Annotated in this window: 14 protein-coding genes; 4 read left to right on the forward strand and 10 right to left on the reverse strand. The window is 60.8% G+C overall.

Translation table 11 applies throughout. The features are described from left to right. Positions 1-181 precede the first annotated feature (181 nt). Positions 182-1,108 (forward strand): GGDEF domain-containing protein, encoded by a 927-nt coding sequence (locus AC3IP0_RS20865; RefSeq protein ID WP_489316841.1) that lies wholly within the window; start codon positions 182-184, stop codon positions 1,106-1,108. A 136-nt stretch (positions 1,109-1,244) separates the two neighbouring features. Here the strand turns inward: AC3IP0_RS20865 and AC3IP0_RS20870 are convergent, their stop codons facing one another. The 7 genes from AC3IP0_RS20870 to AC3IP0_RS20900 form a co-directional block, all read right to left on the reverse strand. Continuing rightward, positions 1,245-2,006, reverse strand: a complete 762-nt coding sequence (locus tag AC3IP0_RS20870) for an iron-containing redox enzyme family protein (RefSeq protein WP_489325784.1) — start codon at positions 2,004-2,006, stop codon at positions 1,245-1,247. Positions 2,007-2,082: 76 nt separating this feature from the next. After that, entirely contained in the window at positions 2,083-4,542 is a 2,460-nt protein-coding gene (locus AC3IP0_RS20875; RefSeq protein WP_489325785.1) for an EAL domain-containing protein, read from the reverse strand. Positions 4,543-4,729: 187 nt separating this feature from the next. Next, a complete protein-coding gene (locus tag AC3IP0_RS20880) occupies positions 4,730-6,547 on the reverse strand; it encodes an ABC transporter ATP-binding protein (RefSeq protein ID WP_489316844.1) in 1,818 nt (605 codons plus the stop codon). Beyond that, complete coding sequence (locus AC3IP0_RS20885) at positions 6,540-7,175, reverse strand: DsbA family protein (RefSeq protein ID WP_489325786.1); 636 nt, start codon at positions 7,173-7,175, stop codon at positions 6,540-6,542. The genes AC3IP0_RS20880 and AC3IP0_RS20885 overlap by 8 nt, the downstream gene beginning before the upstream one ends. 3 nt (positions 7,176-7,178) lie before the next feature. Further along, positions 7,179-8,120 (reverse strand): oxygen-dependent tRNA uridine(34) hydroxylase TrhO, encoded by a 942-nt coding sequence (gene trhO / locus AC3IP0_RS20890; RefSeq protein WP_489325787.1) that lies wholly within the window; start codon positions 8,118-8,120, stop codon positions 7,179-7,181. 171 nt (positions 8,121-8,291) lie between these two features. After that, positions 8,292-8,591, reverse strand: coding sequence for a BolA family protein (locus AC3IP0_RS20895; protein WP_218427580.1), 300 nt, complete (start codon positions 8,589-8,591; stop codon positions 8,292-8,294). A gap of 12 nt (positions 8,592-8,603) precedes the next feature. Beyond that, the gene (locus tag AC3IP0_RS20900) at positions 8,604-9,128 is read right to left on the reverse strand and encodes a DUF2059 domain-containing protein (RefSeq protein ID WP_046042584.1); all 525 of its coding nucleotides are present in this window, start codon (positions 9,126-9,128) and stop codon (positions 8,604-8,606) included. A 191-nt stretch (positions 9,129-9,319) separates the two neighbouring features. Here AC3IP0_RS20900 and AC3IP0_RS20905 point away from each other — a divergent pair, with 191 nt between their 5' ends. Continuing rightward, positions 9,320-10,714, forward strand: coding sequence for a class II fumarate hydratase (locus AC3IP0_RS20905; RefSeq protein WP_223502422.1), 1,395 nt, complete (start codon positions 9,320-9,322; stop codon positions 10,712-10,714). A gap of 97 nt (positions 10,715-10,811) precedes the next feature. On the opposite strand, the gene AC3IP0_RS20910 is transcribed toward AC3IP0_RS20905, so the two are convergent. The 3 genes from AC3IP0_RS20910 to pap all read right to left on the reverse strand — a co-directional run bounded on the left by AC3IP0_RS20910 (position 10,812) and on the right by pap (position 14,838). After that, positions 10,812-11,765: a DMT family transporter gene (locus AC3IP0_RS20910; protein ID WP_223541102.1), complete on the reverse strand. Its 954-nt coding sequence runs from the start codon at positions 11,763-11,765 to the stop codon at positions 10,812-10,814. Positions 11,766-12,030: 265 nt separating this feature from the next. Further along, a complete protein-coding gene (locus AC3IP0_RS20915; protein ID WP_489316847.1) occupies positions 12,031-13,215 on the reverse strand; it encodes a thiolase family protein in 1,185 nt (394 codons plus the stop codon). 102 nt (positions 13,216-13,317) lie between these two features. Then, positions 13,318-14,838, reverse strand: coding sequence for a polyphosphate:AMP phosphotransferase (gene pap, locus AC3IP0_RS20920; RefSeq protein ID WP_489316848.1), 1,521 nt, complete (start codon positions 14,836-14,838; stop codon positions 13,318-13,320). 153 nt (positions 14,839-14,991) lie between these two features. On the opposite strand from pap, the gene mnmC reads away from it, so the two are divergent. Both mnmC and AC3IP0_RS20930 read left to right on the forward strand, forming a co-directional pair. Beyond that, positions 14,992-16,971 (forward strand): bifunctional tRNA (5-methylaminomethyl-2-thiouridine)(34)-methyltransferase MnmC2/FAD-dependent 5-carboxymethylaminomethyl-2-thiouridine(34) oxidoreductase MnmC1, encoded by a 1,980-nt coding sequence (gene mnmC, locus AC3IP0_RS20925; RefSeq protein ID WP_489325789.1) that lies wholly within the window; start codon positions 14,992-14,994, stop codon positions 16,969-16,971. Between the two features lie 170 nt (positions 16,972-17,141). Then, positions 17,142-18,914 (forward strand): N-acetylglutaminylglutamine amidotransferase, encoded by a 1,773-nt coding sequence (locus AC3IP0_RS20930; RefSeq protein ID WP_489325790.1) that lies wholly within the window; start codon positions 17,142-17,144, stop codon positions 18,912-18,914. Position 18,915: the final 1 nt, after the last annotated feature.

Raw genomic sequence — 18,915 nt, forward strand, 5'->3', positions numbered from 1 at the left:
AGACACGTAACGTGAAAGCAGACGGGGGTGAAGCTTGAGTGCAGAGATTACTCATCTTCTACAAAGCGGATTAAACTTGTACGAAATGTCCTACGGGACTGACGGACCAGTACGACGCGCAGCCCTAAGCCGCTCTCACCCAGCTTGTAAGACAGCCTTACTGCTTAGGGGCGCACGCCTTATGAAACCACCTTCCCAGACCAACGCAATTGACTTCGATAGCGCCAAATTGCAGCGCCTGGGCTTTGGTCAGCAACCGCCCCTTCTGGAAAGACCTGTCAGCCTTGCGCAATTGCGCCAGCAACTGAGCCTGCAGTTGCAAACCAGTCTGGAGCCGCAACGCATTCTTGGGACTTTCTATCGCGAGATTCAGCGATTGGTGCCGTTGGACGCCTTGTGCTACCTGCACAAGAGCAGCGACCTGCGCCTGGAGTTCGGCCAGCGCGGCCACCACTCCATCAGTTACAGCCTCAGCCACGAAGGCGAACACCTGGGTGAGCTGATCTTCCGTCGCAATCAGCGTTTCAGCGAACAGGAACAGGGCCATCTCGAATCACTGCTGGCCACGCTGCTTTTCCCGATGCGCAATGCGCTGCTTTACCGTACCGCCACCCAAAGCGCACTGCGCGACCCGCTGACGGGCGCCGGTAACCGCATCGCCATGGACCAGACGCTGCAAAGGGAAATCGAACTGTCCCGGCGCCATCTGCAACCGCTGTCGGTGCTGATGCTGGACATCGACCATTTCAAGCTGGTCAATGACACCCATGGCCACAGCACAGGCGATGACGTGCTCAAGGCGGTCGCCGCCACGATCAAAAACCAGCTGCGCAACGTGGACATGGTGTTCCGCTATGGCGGTGAAGAGTTCCTGATCCTGCTGTCGAATACCTGTCGCGAGGCCGCGGCCATGGTCGGTGAGCGGCTGCGGTTTGCAGCGCAGTCTGAAGAGTATCTGGCCGATGGTCACAGGATCCTGCTGACGGTCAGCCTCGGCTGTTCGACCCTGTTGCCCGGCGAGTCTGCCGAAAGCCTGTTGCGACGGGCAGACAGCGCGCTGTATGTGGCCAAGCGCGAAGGTCGTAACCGGCTGGAGATGGCGGGCTGATTTTTCAGCCACGACACAAACCAATGTGGGAGCGGGCTTGCTCGCGAAGGCGGCGTATCAGCTGACATCTGAGCTGAATGACACCCCGTCTTCGCGAGCAAGCCCGCTCCCACAGTTTTATTGCGTAATAGCTGGATCAGCCTTCGGCCAATGCCATCCGCTCACGCACGACCGGTGCCCGCTCTGCGTGTTCCATTTGCATGCAACGCTCGAGAAACAGGTACATATAGTCGTAGCTCTTGCAAACAGCCTGACGTAGCTCCACCTGCAGGGATTTGCTGGGGTTGGTGCCGGCCAATGTGCAGATGATCTCCAGGGCTTCCCATGGATGGGCATCGTCGTACTGGGCATGCATCTTCAGCCACTTCATCGCCCGCTTGCGATCTTCCTCGGGAAACGAGGCGGCGTAGATACCGTTGGAACACACTACTGCCGACCATTCCCCGGTCGCCCCTTCGATGGCGTAGTTGGTGGCGGCAATCCCGACGATCAGCGAGTCGGCGGAACTGGTGTGCCAGCACCAATGGCTCAGGGCGTGAAGCTCAGGGGGAACCTGCTGCGCCTGCAGCTCTCCCAGGCTGACACCGTGCGCGCGACTCCAGTGCACCCAGTAATCGGCGTGGTTCAGTTCGACGCGGATGTTGCGCATCAGCCAGCGACGGGCCATGTCTTCGCCGGGATGACGGGCAAAGCGGGTCTTGGTCAGGTTTTGTGCCATATACAACGCGAACTGTTCGACCACCGGCCAGCCACCGATCAGGTACTGGCGCATGGTCTTCGCACTGAGTTTGTTGTCTCGCATGCGTTGGTACAGTTCGTGTTCGACAACCCGGCGCTTGCTCTCGCTGCAATCCTGGATCAGGCGCTGGGCCCAGGCAGGGTAACTTGCAGCTTCCATGAGCGGTCCGGTTCGGTTGAATGTATCGATCACTGTCGAGCTCCTTTTGATTGTGATTGTCAGACCGGCAGGAGTTTCAACGGAACGTGCCAGGCGCCTTGAACAACAGCGGCTGAGGCCTGGCAGGGCGACTCAACAAGCTATCGCAGGTAAACAACTGCGGGCGTTCAATCACATACCCTTGAGCGTAATCTACCCCGATCTCCAGCAATGCCTGCTCGATCTGGGGCGTTTCGACAAACTCGGCAATCGTGCGCTTACCCATCACATGGCCAATGTGATTGATCACTTCGACCATGGCGCGGTTAATCGGGTCGTCCAGCATATCCTTTACGAAACTCCCGTCGATCTTCAGGAAGTCTACAGGCAAATGTTTCAGGTACGCGAACGAGGACATTCCGGCACAAAAATCGTCCAGGGAAAAATGGCAGCCTAAGCCTTTGAGTTCATTAATGAATCGAATGGCGCTGCCAAGATTTGAAATAGCACTGGTTTCAGTAATTTCAAAACAAATCATTTCAGGCGGAATCGAATACGTCACAAACTGTTCGCGCAAGAAGTCCAGGAACGCCTCATCCCCGATCGTCGTGCCTGACAGATTTATCGCACACATGGCCAGCGGCCCGTTGCCTTGCTCGGCCCGGCATTGGGCGATGATCTTGAACACGTTCTGCACCACCCAACGATCAAGCGAGCTCATCAGGCCATAGCGTTCGGCTGCCGGAATGAAGCTGTCGGGCAAAATCATCCGCCCGGCTTCATCATGCAATCGCAGCAGAATTTCAATATGTCCGCCGTCCTGATCGACATGACCCAAGGGGACAATTTCCTGGGCGTACAGGCAGAAGCGGTCTTCCTCCAGCGCCATGTGCAAACGCTGCACCCAGGCCATTTCGCCGAAGCGCAGGGACAATTCCGAGTCATCCGGATGATAGACCTGGACCCGGTTGCGACCCTTTTCCTTGGCCATGTAGCACGCCATGTCGGCAGCACGCAGCGAGGCTTCGAGCGTTGTCGGATTCTGCGCGACATGGACCAGCCCGATACTGACAGTGGTGACGAAAGGCCGGCCCTTCCAGACAAAATGCAGATTCTGCACAGTCTGGCGCAGGCTTTCGGCAATTTTCTCCGCCGCTTCCGGTGCGCAGTTTTCCAGCAGGATGCCGAACTCGTCGCCCCCCAGGCGCGCCAGGGTGTCGCCTTCGCGCAGCCCGGATTGCAACAGCGCGCAGATGTGTCGCAACAGCTCATCGCCCGCCGCGTGGCCGGAGGTATCGTTGACCAGCTTGAACTGGTCCAGATCGAGGAACATCAGGGCATGGCGACCCGAGTAGCGGGTCAGGTTGTGCAGCGCCTGCTCCAGGCGATATTCGAATTCGCGGCGGTTGGCAAGGCCGGTCAAGGCATCGTGGGTCGCCTGCCACGACAGGTTGGCGATGTATTGCCGTTCCTGGGTCATATCATGCAGCACCAGCACCGTCCCGCTGACTTTGCCGGCATTGCGGATTGGCGCGCCCACCAGCGTGACCGAGACCGTGCTGCCGTCCAGGCGTTGAATCAATTTGGAGTGTTCACTGCCGCCACTGAGCTGGCCGCTGAGAATATGCTCGATCAGGGTAAAGCCATCGGTCTGGGCATTTTCGTCCAGCAGGTTGAACAGCGCCGCCAGCGGCAACCCTGTCGCCTGCTCGGCCTTCCAGTGGGTCAACGCCTCGGCCGCCGGATTCATGTAGGCAATCGCACCGGAAACATCCGTGGTGATCACTCCGTCGCCAATCGATTGCAGGGTGATCTGCGCCCGTTCTTTCTCCAGTTGCAACGCATCGGCGAAGGCATGGCGCTGCTTTAGCAGTTTATGGGTGCGCATCAAGGCCAATGCAATCAAGCCCAGGGCGGTGGCGAGGTTGGTCACCAGCAACAGTCGCAGGATCATCCGCGAGCCTTCGCCCAAGGCATCGCTGAAGGCCTTCGCCGCCGGTGTCACACTTTCGTTGATGACGAATATCTGATCCTTCCAGCGCTTGATATCGGCATCGGTGGCCTGCCTGGTAGTGATGCGCTGGTGCATCTCCTGCGCAATGGCATCGAGTTGCACCAGATACCCGTCACCCACCCTCCAAAGGTCGATGGCTTTCTCGTGGTAACTGAAGTGCCGGAAATTCAGGTACAGCCAGATCACACTGGTGATGTCATCCGGATGGTTGCCACCCTTGAGGATCGCCACACGTGCCGCCTCGATGTTCGGCGGCCGATGATCGAGCGCCACACGTAACTCATGCCCGCCCTGAGGCACGGAAATGGCGTTCTGGTATTTATGAAAAATCGCTTCGTCGCCGCTGTCGGCGTAGAGGTTGAGGTAATAGATGGCGTCTTTCTGGCCCTTGGACCACAGGCTTTCGCCGGCAACATAGCCGCGAACCGCCGACAGCACGTAAAGGCTAACGCCGCCCAGCAAGGCTTGAAACACCACAACGGCGATAAATGGCCAGACGATGCCCAACAACCGTGGCGTTCCGAGAGTCCGCGTTTGATTCATGAGGTCCCTTGCATTAGCACTGCTTGCTCGTCTTCCGGACGAAATCGCTTTAGCTAGACTAGGTTGCGATTCCGATCCCGGCAAGCGACAAGCTATGCCCGGAGGGAGTATCGCGGCCACTGAACTCGGTCGCGATGATGTTTTTTATAGTATTGAAGTGGCGCCCCGCAACCTTGATGTCATCTCGCTACAACCGTTGCAAATGACCGTAAAGCTTGGCGTACAGACCACCGTCGGCAATCAGTTGCTGATGATCGCCGTCCTCGGCAATCTGCCCGCCGTCGAACACCAGCACGCGGTCGGCCTGTTTTACCGCCGAAAGACGGTGGGCGATGATCAAGGTGGTGCGGTTGCTCAGAAACCGCGCCAAAGCCTGATGCAGGTTGTATTCGGTGGCGGCGTCCAGCGCGGAGGTGGCTTCGTCGAGGATCACCACCTTGGGCTCGGCCAGTACCATCCGGGCAATGGCCAGGCGTTGACGTTGCCCGCCGGACAACCGCACCCCGGAGCGCCCGACGATGCTGTCCAGGCCATTGGGCAAATCCCGGACCGTGCCGTGCAATTGGGCGATTTCCAGTGCCTGCCAGCAGGCCTCGTCACTGCGCTCGCGGCCCATGGTCAGGTTGGCCCGAATGGTGTCGTTGAACAGCGCCGGATGCTGCAGGACCACCGCAACATTTTCCCGCACGGTTTCCAGGCCGATCTCCTGCTGGGTCGAACCGCCGAAGCGAATGGTTCCGGCCAACGGCGTGTACAAGCCCAGCAGCAGTTGCACCAGCGTGCTCTTGCCGCCACCACTGGCGCCGACGATCGCAACCTTTTCGCCGGGGGCTATGGACAGGTTCATCTGGTTCAGGACCAGTTCATCGCCGTAACCGAAGCTCAGCCCTTGTACTTCCAGCCCGACCGTCTCACGACCGACAAATGGGTCGACGCCGCCCGGGTATTCTGGCTCGTCGGCTCGGGACAGCAGCTCGTTGATCCGCGACAGCGCACCGCCGGCAGCGTAGTAGGCATATTGCAGGTTCAGCAGCTGTTCAACCGGACCGATCATGAACCACAGGTAGCTGAACACCGCGAGCATCTGGCCGATTGAAAGGTCGGAAAACAGCACGGTGAGCATCGCCGCGGCCCGGAAAATATCGATGCCGAACTGGAACAGCAAACCGCTGGCCCGGTTCGATGCATCGGTTTTCCATTGCGAATTCACCGCATAGTCACGTACGTCCCGTGCGCGTTGCCCCAGGCGGCCGAGGAAAAACCCCTGGCGGTTGCCGGCGCGAACTTCCTGGATGGCATCCAGCGTTTCGGTCAACGCCTGGGTAAAGCGCGAAGTGCTGTCGTTCTCGAGTTTCTTCAGGTGCTTGACCCGCTTGCCCAACTGCACCGTGGCGTAGATCACCAGCGGGTTGAACAGCAGAATCAGCAATGCCAGTTTCCAGTGCATCCACATCAGAATGCCCGCCGTGCCGACCAGGGTCAGCATGGCCACGAGGAAACGGCTGAGGGTTTCACCGACGAACTTGTCCAGCGTGTCCAGGTCAGTGACCAGGTGTGTGGTCACCGTGCCGCTGCCCAGGCTTTCGTATTCGCCCAGGGAGATACGCTTGAGACGCTCGATCAGGCGTATGCGAATGCGGTAGACGATGTCCTTGGCCAACCCGGCGAACAATTTCGCCTGCACCACGTTGAACAGCAACGCCGTACAACGCAGGGTCAAGGTCACCACCAGCATCAGGCCGATGTAGCCCGCGGCCTTCTGCCAGTCTTCGGGCAGCACGTGGTTCATGATCTTCAGCGCGGCATCACCATGCCCCAGCAACACCTCGTCCACCAGCAATGGCAGGAGCAAGGGAATCGGCACGCTGCACAAGGTCGCCAGCACGGCCACGCCGTTGGCGATCCACAGGGACTTCTTGTGATGCAGGGTCAGGCGGCGGATTTCCGCCCAGCTCAGACGGTCGACACGTCTAGCGGGGGCGACATCATCAGGCAGGTCATGCACAGGCAGCACGCTCCAGCCAGCGGCCGAGCAGCGGGGACAACTCGCTCAACGGCTGATAGCCATTGGTCAACAACGCCAGTTGGCCGTTACGCTCGGCCAGCAGAGTGGGGAAACCGGCAATGCCCAGGTCCTGGACCCAGGTGAAATCGGCATCAGTCGCAGTGTGCATGTCGGCACGGTCGAAAGCGGCGGCGAACTCGATGCGCGGCACGCCGGCTTGCTCGGCCAGTTCCACCAGCACGCTGGCGCGGGTGACATCCCGGCCTTCGACATAAAACGCATGCTGGATCAGCCCGAGCAGCGTCCAGGCACAATCCGGCGCCAGTGCGCGCGCCGTCACCAGCGCCCGACAGGCAGGCTCGGTGTCGTAGACAAAGCCATCGGGCAACGCGCCCTCGAACTCGAAGGGCTGGCCGGTGGCCTCGGTGACCGCCTGCCAGTGTTCAAGGATGTAGCGGCGGGTGGTCGGCTCCAGCGCCGCACCGCTACCGGTGCGCAAACCACCCACGATCAGATGCACATCCACACCCGCGGCTTGCGCCTGCTCGACCAGTGCGTTGGCCACCGGGGCAAACCCCCAGCACCAGGAACACATCGGGTCCATCACATAGAGCAGGCGCGCAGACATGGTTCAGGCCTCGGAGGATGCTTGCTTGTAGTTGAAGCCGATCGGGTGAGGCTGGTTACGAGCCTTGGCCAGTTCGATCTGCTTCTGCCGGTCGATCGCACTGCGACGGGTCTTCTCGCTCAGCTTATCCCAGCAATGCGGGCAACTGATGCCGGCCACGTAATGCTCGGACGCGCGGTCTTCCACGCTCACCGGCGTGCGGCAGGCATGACATTGATCGTAGTCGCCTTCGCTCAGGTCGTGACGAACGGTCACGCGGTTGTCGAACACAAAGCAGTCGCCCTGCCACTTGGTTTCTTCCTGCGGCACCTCTTCGAGGTACTTCAGGATGCCACCCTTGAGGTGAAAAACCTCACCGTAGCCCTCGCTGAGCATGTAGCTCGAGGCCTTCTCGCAGCGGATGCCGCCGGTGCAGAACATCGCGACCTTCTTGTGCACGGCCGGGTCGAAGTTGGCTTTGATGTAATCGGGAAATTCGCGAAAACTGGTGGTTTTCGGGTCGATGGCGCCTTCGAAGGTACCGATCGAGACTTCGTAATCGTTACGGGTGTCGATCAACAGCACTTGCGGGTCGCTGATCAGCGCATTCCAGTCCTGTGGATCGACGTAGGTGCCGACCTTTTTGTTCGGGTCCACGCCTTCCACGCCGAGGGTGACGATTTCTTTCTTGAGTTTGACCTTGGTGCGGTAGAACGGCTGTTCATCGCAGTACGACTCTTTATGGTCGATGTCGTCCATGCGCGGGTCGTTCTTGAGCCAGGCCATCAGCCCGTCGATGCCTTCGCGGCTGCCGGACACGGTGCCGTTGATGCCTTCTTCGGCAATCAGCAGGGTGCCTTTGATGCCGTTGTCGACCATCGCTTGCAGCAGGGGCTCGCGCAGGGCGACGTAATCTTCCAGGGTGACGAACTTATACAGTGCCGCCACGACAATCTGTTGTGTCATGGGTAAATCTCCAGGTGGCTACCCTCGTAAGGGGTGAACCGGATGCGAAAAAAAACGCGCCGGGTTAGCGGCGCGTTGGGCATTCTAACAAAAAAGATCGCAGCCTGCGGCAGCTCCTACATGGGAGTGCGTATTCCTGTAGGAGCTGCCGCAGGCTGCGATCTTTTGAGCTTAATGCTTGCTGCCGCCGGCACAGGTCGGCGAGGCAGGGGCCGCGTCGATCTGTGCCCATTCCTCCGGCGTGTAGGTATGCAGCGCCAACGCATGGAACTCACCCATCAGCTCGCCGAGCGTGCCGTAGACCTTCTGGTGGCGCTTGACCCGGTTCAGGCCTTCGAACTGCGCGCTGACCACCACAGCCTTGAAATGGGTTTGCAGCCCACGGCTGTGCATGTGGCTTTCATCCAGCACTTGCAGATGCTCGGGCTGAAGCAGGGCCAGCGTCGATTCGATGCGTTGTTGCATGGTCATACCGAACTCCGTTTAAGGCTTTTTCTTGGCTGGCGCGGCCGCGTCTTTCGGCGTCAGCTCGGCGGTCATGTCAGCCAGCAGCTTGTTGACCACAGGCACCGCGCTTTCCAGCTTGGCCTGGGTCATCTGGGCCGATTGCTGGGTCAGCTGAGGCATTTTTTCCAGGACTTTCTTGCCCAGTGGGGACTGGTAGAACGCAACCAGGTCCTTGAGCTCGGATTCGGTGAAGTTGGTGGTGTAGAGCTTGACCATGTCCGGTTTCAGCTTGTTCCAGCCAATGGCCTGGTCCAAAGCGGCGTTGGCCTTGGCCTGGTAGGTTTCCAGCACGGCTTTTTTCGACTCAGGGGCTTTGGTCTGTTCGAAACGCTGGGCAAACATCTGCTGTACTTGCATGTACACCGGGGTGCCCAGTTTGTCAGCGTGCGCCATGGTCAGGAAAGCCTCGGCACTGGCGTTATGGCTGGCGGTGTCGGCAAAAACCTGGCCGCTGGCGCAGACCAAAGCAACGGCGGTACAGATGGCACGAAGACGAGTCATCGAGTTTCCTTTTCTAGCTGGCGAGGTAAGACCCCAAGGGCGTCCATTCTGCGCCTAAAAAAGTGTGTCGCTCAACCCCAAGCCTTGTCGCACCTGATTTAGAGGGGTTGAATGGTCAATTTCAGACTGATGGAACCACAGCCGTCGATCACGGCCTAAACTGCGCAATCGGACCTACAGGAGTGAGCAAGATGAGCCGTATCGAAACCGACAGCCTCGGCCAGGTTGAAGTCCCGGATGAAGCCTACTGGGGCGCTCAGACGCAACGCTCGCTGATCAACTTCGCCATTGGCAACGAACGCATGCCGCTGGCCGTGTTGCATGCCCTGGCGCTGATCAAGAAAGCCGCGGCACGGGTCAATGATCGCAACGGCGACGTGCCCGCCGATATCGCGCGCCTGATCGAGCAGGCGGCCGACGAAGTGCTCGCCGGCGACCACGACGACCAGTTTCCGCTGGTGGTCTGGCAAACCGGCAGCGGTACCCAGAGCAACATGAACGTCAACGAAGTGATCGCCGGTCGCGCCAACGAGCTGGCCGGCAACCCCCGTGGCGGCAAGTCCCCGGTGCACCCCAACGATCACGTCAATCGCTCCCAGAGCTCCAACGACTGCTTCCCCACCGCCATGCACATCGCCGCCGTCCAGGCGGTGCAACAGCACTTGCTGCCGGCGATCAGCGAACTGTCCGGCGGGCTGGCCGAACTGGCCGCCCGCCATATGAAACTGGTCAAGACCGGCCGTACGCACATGATGGATGCGACACCGATCAGCTTCGGCCAGGAAATCTCGGCCTTTATCGCGCAACTCGATTACGCCGAGCGGGCGATCCGCAGCGCGCTGCCCGCGGTCTGCGAGCTGGCCCAGGGCGGAACGGCCGTCGGCACCGGGCTGAATTCACCCCACGGCTTCGGTGAGGCCATCGCCGCAGAATTGGCCGCCCTCTCCGGATTGCCGTTCATCACCGCGCCGAACAAGTTCGCCGCACTGGCCGGTCATGAGCCGCTGACCACGCTGTCCGGCGCGCTGAAAACCCTCGCCGTGACGCTGATGAAAATCGCCAACGATCTGCGCCTGCTGGGTTCCGGCCCGCGCGCCGGCTTCGCCGAAGTCAGGCTGCCGGCCAATGAACCGGGGAGTTCGATCATGCCGGGCAAGGTCAACCCGACCCAGTGCGAAGCACTGTCGATGCTGGCCTGCCAGGTGTTGGGCAACGACGTCGCCATCGGTTTTGCCGCCAGTCAGGGCCACTTGCAGTTGAACGTGTTCAAACCGGTGATCATCCATAACCTGCTGCAATCGATCCGTTTGCTGGCTGATGGCTGCAGCAACTTCCAGCAGCACTGCGTGGCCGGTCTGGAGCCGGATGCGGAAAAAATGGCTGAACACCTGGAGCGCGGTCTGATGCTGGTTACGGCGCTCAACCCGCACATTGGCTATGACAAATCGGCGGAGATCGCCAAGAAGGCCTATAGCGAAGGCCTGACCTTGCGCGAGGCGGCGTTGCAGCTCGGGTATCTGACTGACGAAGAGTTCGATGCGTGGGTGAGGCCGGAGAATATGCTGGAGGCTGGGGCCAAGGGCTGAGATTTGCAGTGAAGCGAAAAGATCGCAGCCTGCGGCAGCTCCTACAGGGATAGGCATTTACATGTAGGAGCTGCCGCAGGCTGCGATCTTTTGATCTTCAGGCCATCCGTAACTTCCGCGCCTTCAGCCCGGCAATCAACGAAGGCCCCAACGCCACCAGTGCCGACCCCAGCACCACCAGCACCGCGCCGCCATAACCCAGACCATTGATCGTCTCGGCATGCACATAGTCGGGCCACAGCCACGCAGCCATGGCAACCGCGGCAAAGGTCACCAACGGCGTGATGGCCAGCGTCGCGCTGACCCGGGAGGCTTCCCAATGGGCCAGGGCCTCGGCAAACGCGCCATAGGCAATCAGGGTGTTGAGACAGCACGCCAGCAGCAACCAACCCTGTAACGGGTTCAATTGCAACGCTTCGAGCGGATGCACCCACGGCGTCAACAGCGCCGCGCAGAACAGGTAGATCACCATCATCACCTGCAGCGAATTCCACACCGTCAGCAATTGCTTCTGCCCCAGGGCATAGAAGGTCCAGACCGTGGACGCCAGCAGCACCAGCAGCACGCCGGCGGTGTAGTCGGTCAGCGACGTGAGCAACTCACTCAAGCGCTGATTGAAAAACAACGCAAAGCCGATCAGCAGCACCAGCAGGCCAATCCCCTGCCCCAGGCTGAAACGCTCCTTGAACACAAACAGACTGGCGATCAGCAGCATGATCGGGCCCATCTGCACCACCAGTTGCGCGGTGCCGGGGCTGAGCAGGTTCAGGCCCATCAGATACAACACATAGTTGCCGACCAGGCCGAGCACCGCCATCAGCACCAGCCAGCCGCCACGAGGACCGAGCACTTTGCGGCTGGGCAGACGCCTGGTGGCCGCCAGGTAAATGAACAGGCAGCCGCCGGACACCAGCAGGCGAAACCAGGTCACCGTCACCGGGTCCATTACCAGCAACACTTGTTTGAGCTTGATCGGCAGGATTCCCCACAACAACGCGGTCAACAAGGCCAGGAACAGACCGTAACCCCAGCGACCCGATGAAATGTGCATGTGAACCCCAACGCCAACTGACAGGAGCCGTCATTCTAGGCCCGCGGCCGTGACGTACACAGGCACAGTTTCAGTCTGGCCGCGAATGAAACTGTGCGGGTCGTAATCTTTGAGGGGGCTATGGATGAGCCGGTAAACCGCGTCGTCTGCATTCGCGAGCAAGCCCGCTCCCACATTTGACCGAGTACTCAAGGTATATACGGTTGAATGTGGGAGCGGGCTTGCTCGCGAATGCGATCTGAAAAGTCACACAAAACAATGAAAATTAACGCACCGCTTCAAACAGCCCGGTTGCCCCCATCCCGCCACCCACGCACATGGTGACGATGCCGTACCGCAGATTGCGTCGCTGCAACTCACGAACGAGATGCCCGACCTGTCGCGAGCCGGTCATGCCGAACGGGTGACCGATGGAGATCGAGCCGCCGTTGACGTTGTACCGGGCGTTGTCGATTTCCAGGCAGTTGCGGCTGTACAGGCACTGCGAGGCGAACGCTTCGTTGAGTTCCCACAGGTCGATGTCGTCAATCTGCAAGCCTTTGGCCTTGAGCAGTTTCGGTACCGAAAACACCGGGCCGATGCCCATCTCGTCCGGCGCGCAACCGGCCACGGTAAAACCGCGGAAGAACGCTTTCGGCCTGAGCCCCAGTTCCAGTGCTTTCTCCAGGCTCATCACCAGGGTCATGGACGCACCGTCAGACAGCTGCGAAGAGTTGCCCGCCGTGACCGAGCCATCTTCGGCGAACACCGGTTTCAACCCGGCCAGGCTTTCCAGGGTGGTGTCCGGGCGGTTGCAGTCATCGCGGTCGACGATGCCGTCGAGGATCTGTGCCTGACCTGTGGCCTTGTCTTCGACGCGATACTTCACCGCCATCGGCACGATTTCATCATTGAACAGCCCGGCGGCCTGAGCCTCTGCGGTGCGCTGCTGGCTTTGCAGCGCGTACAGGTCCTGCTCGTGGCGGCTGACGCTGTACCGACGCGCGACGATTTCAGCAGTCTGGCCCATCGGGAAGTAGATGCCCGGCACCTGTTCCTTGAGCAACGGGTTGATCAGGTTGTCGGTGTTGACGCTTTTCATGGTCAGGCTGATGGACTCGACGCCACCGGCGACGATGATGTCGCTGCAACCCGAAGCGATCTGGTTGGCGGCAATGGCGATCGCCTGCAAGCCCGAGGAACAGAACCGGTTGAGGGTCATGCCGGCCGTGCCGATACCCAGGCGCGACAGCACCGCGACATTGCGACCGATATTGAAACCCTGGGCACCCTCGTTGGAGCCGGCGCCGACGATGCAGTCCTCGACGCTCGCCGGATCGATACCGGTGCGCGCCAACAGTGCATCGACACAGTGTGCCGCCATGTCGTCCGGGCGGGTCATGTTGAATTTACCGCGAAAGGATTTGGCCAGGCCGGTCCGCACGCTGTCGACGATCACCACTTCACGCATGACATACCTCATTGTTGTTGTCGGTTGAGAGTGGACCGAGCATAAGTCCAGCGCTTCACCGACCGCGACGATCATTCACCTCGCGTATGCGTAACCATCGCCTCAATTCTTGTCCTTACGCTTGCGTTCATGCTGGTCGGATTTTTCGAACGCTTCTTCCAGTGCCCGGTTGATGGTGCGCAAGACTTTGACCCGTGCCCAGCGCTTGTCGTTGGCTTCCACCAGGGTCCATGGCGCAATCTCGGTGCTGGTACGGTCGACCATGTCGCCGACCGCCGCGCGATAGTCGTCCCATTTTTCACGGTTGCGCCAGTCGTCTTCAGTGATCTTGAAGCGCTTGAAGGGAATCTTCTCGCGCTCCTCGAAACGCTCCAGTTGCGTCTGTTTGTCGATGGACAGCCAGAACTTGACCACGATCACACCGGCGTCGGTGAGCTGTTCTTCGAAATCGTTGATTTCACCGTAGGCACGCAGCCAGTCTGCCGGGCTGCAAAAACCTTCGATGCGCTCCACCAGCACCCGGCCATACCAGGAGCGGTCGAACACGGTGAACTTGCCCCGGGCCGGCAAGTGCCGCCAGAAACGCCACAGATACGGTTGCGCCCGTTCTTCCTCGGTGGGCGCAGCAATCGGCACGATGCTGTACTGGCGCGGATCAAGCGCTGCCGCTACCCGGCGGATCGCCCCGCCCTTGCCGGCCGCGTCGTTGCCTTCGAACACCGCCACCAGCGCGTGGCGGCGCATGCGTTTGTCACGCATCAATCCGGAAAACCGCGCCTGCTCGGTGATCAGCTGTTCTTCGTAATCATCCTTGTCCAGGTGCAGGGTCAGGTCCAGGCTGTCGATCAGGTTCACTTGATCGACACTGGGGAACACTGGCGCGGCGCTGACCTTTTCCGGATGGATCGTCGGTCGCTTCAATGCGCCCTGCAGGCCCGCCAGCAGAATCCGCCCCACGGCCAGGCTCCGATAATGCGCATCCGCCCCGGCGATCACATGCCAGGGTGCATAGTCGCGGCTGGTGCGGCGCAACACCCGCTCGCCATACTTCACGAACCTGTCGTAGGTTTGCGACTGCTGCCAGTCCAGCGGGCTGATGCGCCAGCTGTGCAGCGGGTCGTCGGCCAGCGCCTTGAGGCGTGCCTTCATTTGCTTCTTGGAGAGGTGAAACCAGAACTTGAAGATCAGCGCACCTTCATCGCAGAGCATCTTTTCCAGGCGCTCGGCGGCATTGATCGCCTGGTCCAGTCGCGGATCCTTGAACTCGCCATGGACCCGTCCCTGCAGCATCTGGCTGTACCAGTTGCCGAAGAAAATCCCCATGCGCCCCTTGGCCGGGAGCATCCGCCAGTACCGCCAGGCCGGCGGTCGCGCCAGTTCTTCGTCGGTTTGCTGATCGAAGGTGCGGACCTCGATCAAGCGCGGGTCCATCCACTCGTTGAGCACCTTGATCGTCTCACCCTTGCCCGCACCTTCGATGCCATTGATCAAAATGATCACCGGGAAGCGGCGTTGCTGCTGCAACTCAAATTGCGCTTCGAGCAACGCTTCGCGCAGGGCCGGGATTTCGGCGTCGTAGGTTTCTTTGTCGATGGCGTGATCGATTTCGGCAGATTCAAACATGAGCGGCTCCCTTCCAGATGTGAGCAAGACTAGCGGATTGAACTGAAGGCCAGCAGAGATTCTCCCGGTCTCGGCCAATGCATGCCTTGCCACGGATCAAGCACCACGCCGTCGATCAGCTAGAATGGCGGCCTTGCCGTTGCCGAGCCTGCCATGAAACCTGTATTGACCCACGCCCAGCTCGACTGGGACGACCAAGGTCGCCCGTATTCGCGAGTGTTCGACGATGTGTATTTCTCCGACCAGTCGGGGCTGGACGAAACCCGCTATGTCTTTATCGAACAGAACCGTTTGGCCGAGCGCTTTGCGGCCTTGCCCGAGGGCGGGCGGCTGGTCATCGGGGAAACGGGGTTCGGCACCGGGCTGAATTTCCTGTGCGCCTGGCAGGTGTTCGAGCAACACGCGGCGGCCGGTGCGCGTCTGCATTTTGTCAGCGTCGAGAAGTACCCGTTGAGCCCCGACGACTTGCAACGGGCCCTGGCGCTGTGGCCGGAACTCAAGGTGTTTGCCGATCAACTGCTTGAGCAATACGTGGCCATCCACCAGGGCTTTCAGCGCCTGACGCTGGACCACGGCCGCGTGACCCTGACGCTGCTGATCGGCGATGCACTGGAGCAACTGCCGCAACTCGATGCCCGAATCGACGCCTGGTTCCTCGACGGTTTCGCTCCGGCGAAGAACCCCGACATGTGGACCGCCGAACTGTTTGCCGAGCTGGCGCGCCTGGCCGCTCCCGGTGCATCCATCAGCACCTTCACCAGCACCGGGTGGGTGCGGCGCCTGCTCAACGCCGCCGGCTTCAAGATGAAACGCACCCCCGGCATCGGCCACAAATGGGAGATCCTGCGCGGTGAGTTCCTCGGCTGGCCCCAGGAAACGCCGGCCCCGGCCCTGGATAAACCCTGGTTCGCCCGCCCGGCAGCGCTGACCGGCGAGCGCCAGGCACTGGTAATCGGTGCCGGTCTGGCCGGTTGTGCCAGCGCCGCCAGCCTCGCCGCGCGGGGCTGGCAAGTGACAGTGCTGGAGCGCCACGACGACATCGCCCGGGAAGCCTCGGGCAACCCGCAGGGCGTGCTCTACCTGAAGTTATCCGCCCATGGCACGGCGCTGTCGCAAATGATCGTCAGCGGATTCGGCTACACCCGACGCCTGCTCGAACACTTGCAACGGGGCCGCGACTGGGACGATTGCGGTGTGTTGCAACTGGCTTTCAACGCCAAGGAAGCCGAACGCCAGGTGCAATTGGCCGCGGCGTTTCCAGCGGACTTGCTGCACCTGCTGGATCAATCCGAGGCAGAGGCCGTGGCCGGTATCGGGCTGGCACAGGGGGGCCTGTTCTATCCCGAAGGCGGCTGGGTCCACCCACCGGCGCTGTGCCAGTGGCAGGCTGCGCATCCACAGATTCAATTGCTCACCCATCACGATGCGCTGGAACTGCGCAAGGTTGAAGGCCGTTGGCAAGCCTGGGATGGCGAGCGATTGCTTGCCGACGCCCCCGTGGTGGTGCTCGCCGGGGCCGCCGAAATCCGGCGTTTCCCCGAGAGTGCCGAGTTGCCGCTCAAGCGCATTCGCGGGCAAATCACCCGCCTGGCGCAAACCCCGCAAAGCCAGGCCCTGAGCACCGTGGTATGTGCCGAAGGCTATGTCGCCCCCGCCCGTTTGGGCGAACACACTCTGGGGGCCAGTTTCGATTTCAAGAGCGATGACCTGACGCCGACTACGGCAGAACACCAGGGCAACCTGGCCATGCTCGAAGAAATTTCCCACGATCTGGTCGAGCGTTTACAGGCCGATAAACTTGCGCCTGAAAGTCTCCAGGGTCGCGCTGCCTTTCGCTGCACCAGCCCCGACTACTTGCCAATCGTCGGCCCGCTGGCCGACACCCAGGCGTTCACTCAGGCGTATGCAGCGCTGGGCAAGGACGCCCGTCAGGTGCCGGACGTCGAATGCCCATGGCTTGACGGGTTGTACATCAACAGCGGTCACGGCTCGCGCGGCCTGATCACCGCGCCGCTGTCCGGAGAGCTGCTGGCAGCCTGGCTGGACAACGAACCCCTGCCATTGCCCAGAAGCGTGGCCGAGGCCTGTCACCCCAACCGGTTTGCCCTGCGGCGTCTGATCCGGGGCAAGTAGTCGATACAGCAGCCGAAGTCGCCCTCACGGGGCGATTCGGCCGTGGTCTGGCGTGCATATAACTCATCGATCTAAAACTCCCCTTACCGAGGAGGGTCACTTTCTGAGTGCCCGCTGTTTTGGCGCGGTATCGATCGACCCTCCCCAACGGAAAAACCGGTAAGGAATTTATGTGCGGATTAGCTGGCGAGTTACGTTTTGATCATCAACCTGCAGACCTTGCAGCCATTGAACGAATCACCCATCACCTGGCCCCTCGCGGCCCCGACGCCTGGGGATTTCATAGCCAGGGGCCGGTTGCCCTGGGCCATCGGCGCCTGAAAATCATGGACCTGTCGGACGGCTCGGCGCAGCCGATGATCGACCCGCAACTGGGCTTGTCCCTGGCCTTCAACGGGGCGATCTACAACTTTCCGGAACTGCGCGCGGAATTGGAAAGCCTGGGTTACGCCTTCTATTCCGGTGGCGACACCGAAGTGCTACTCAAGGGCTATCACGCCTGGGGCGAAGCCTTGCTGCCGAAACTCAATGGCATGTTTGCCTTTGCCGTTTGGGAGCGCGATGCCCAACGCCTGTTCATCGCCCGCGACCGTCTCGGCGTGAAACCGCTGTACCTGTCGCGCACCGGCCAGCGCCTGCGCTTCGCCTCGGCACTGCCGGCATTGCTCAAGGGCGGCGACATCAGCCCGATCCTCGATCCCGTGGCGCTCAATCACTATCTGAATTTCCACGCCGTGGTCCCGGCACCGCGCACCTTGCTGGCGGGCATTGAAAAACTGCCGCCGGCCACCTGGATGCGCATCGAAGCCGATGGCCGCACCGAACAGAAAACCTGGTGGACCCTGCCCTACGGCCCTCACGCCGATGAGACGGAACTGACTCTCGAAGACTGGCGCGACCGTGTGCTCGACAGCACTCGTGAAGCGGTGGCGATTCGTCAGCGTGCGGCGGTGGATGTCGGCGTACTGCTGTCCGGCGGCGTCGACTCGAGTTTGCTGGTGGGCTTGTTGCGGGAAGTCGGCGTGGACAATCTGTCGACTTTCTCCATCGGCTTCGAGGACGCCGGTGGCGAGCGTGGGGACGAGTTCCAGTATTCGGACCTGATCGCCCGACACTACGGCACGCAGCACCATCAACTGCGCATCGACGAAAAGGAAATCATCGAACAACTGCCCGCCGCGTTCCGCGCCATGAGCGAGCCGATGGTCAGCCATGACTGCATCGCCTTCTACCTGTTGTCCCGGGAAGTGGCCAAACACTGCAAGGTGGTACAGAGCGGCCAGGGCGCCGATGAACTGTTCGCCGGTTACCACTGGTATCCGCAAGTGGACGGTGCGAGCGATCCGTATGCCGCGTACCGCGAAGCGTTTTTCGACCGCAGTTACGACGAATACGCCGCCACCGTGCAGCCGAAATGGCTGACCGCGAATGACGCCGCCGGTGACTTCGTCAAAGCCCACTTCGCCCAGCCCGGTGCCGATGCGGCGGTGGACAAGGCCTTGCGTCTGGACAGCACGGTGATGCTGGTGGACGACCCGGTCAAACGAGTCGACAACATGACCATGGCCTGGGGCCTGGAAGCGCGCACGCCGTTTCTCGACTACCGCCTGGTGGAGCTGTCGGCACGGATTCCGGGGTGTTTCAAGCTGCCGGACGGCGGCAAGCAAGTCTTGAAAGAAGCTGCGCGACAAGTGATTCCCAGTGAAGTGATCGACCGCAAGAAAGGTTACTTCCCGGTGCCGGGCCTCAAGCATTTGCAGGGCGATACGCTGGAGTGGGTGCGCGAGCTGCTGCTCGACCCCAGCCAGGATCGCGGCCTGTTCAACCCCGCGATGCTCGACCGTCTACTGACTGATCCACAGGGGCAATTGACTCCGTTGCGCGGCTCGAAGCTGTGGCAACTGGCGGCCCTCAACCTGTGGCTCAGCGAACAAGGAATCTGAC

The sequence above is a fragment of the Pseudomonas sp. GL_103 genome (assembly GCF_057835175.1).

Excerpts from the sequence above, each read along its gene's own strand:
- AC3IP0_RS20915 (WP_489316847.1), bottom strand. The coding sequence starts at position 13,215 with ATGCGTGAAGTGGTGATCGTCGACAGCGTGCGGACCGGCCTGGCCAAA.
- AC3IP0_RS20870 (WP_489325784.1), bottom strand. The coding sequence starts at position 2,006 with ATGGAAGCTGCAAGTTACCCTGCCTGGGCCCAGCGCCTGATCCAGGAT.
- AC3IP0_RS20905 (WP_223502422.1), top strand. The coding sequence starts at position 9,320 with ATGAGCCGTATCGAAACCGACAGCCTCGGCCAGGTTGAAGTCCCGGAT.
- AC3IP0_RS20885 (WP_489325786.1), bottom strand. The coding sequence starts at position 7,175 with ATGTCTGCGCGCCTGCTCTATGTGATGGACCCGATGTGTTCCTGGTGC.
- AC3IP0_RS20910 (WP_223541102.1), bottom strand. The coding sequence starts at position 11,765 with ATGCACATTTCATCGGGTCGCTGGGGTTACGGTCTGTTCCTGGCCTTG.
- trhO (WP_489325787.1), bottom strand. The coding sequence starts at position 8,120 with ATGACACAACAGATTGTCGTGGCGGCACTGTATAAGTTCGTCACCCTG.
- AC3IP0_RS20865 (WP_489316841.1), top strand. The coding sequence starts at position 182 with ATGAAACCACCTTCCCAGACCAACGCAATTGACTTCGATAGCGCCAAA.
- AC3IP0_RS20900 (WP_046042584.1), bottom strand. The coding sequence starts at position 9,128 with ATGACTCGTCTTCGTGCCATCTGTACCGCCGTTGCTTTGGTCTGCGCC.
- AC3IP0_RS20875 (WP_489325785.1), bottom strand. The coding sequence starts at position 4,542 with ATGAATCAAACGCGGACTCTCGGAACGCCACGGTTGTTGGGCATCGTC.
- pap (WP_489316848.1), bottom strand. The coding sequence starts at position 14,838 with ATGTTTGAATCTGCCGAAATCGATCACGCCATCGACAAAGAAACCTAC.
- AC3IP0_RS20930 (WP_489325790.1), top strand. The coding sequence starts at position 17,142 with ATGTGCGGATTAGCTGGCGAGTTACGTTTTGATCATCAACCTGCAGAC.
- AC3IP0_RS20895 (WP_218427580.1), bottom strand. The coding sequence starts at position 8,591 with ATGACCATGCAACAACGCATCGAATCGACGCTGGCCCTGCTTCAGCCC.
- mnmC (WP_489325789.1), top strand. The coding sequence starts at position 14,992 with ATGAAACCTGTATTGACCCACGCCCAGCTCGACTGGGACGACCAAGGT.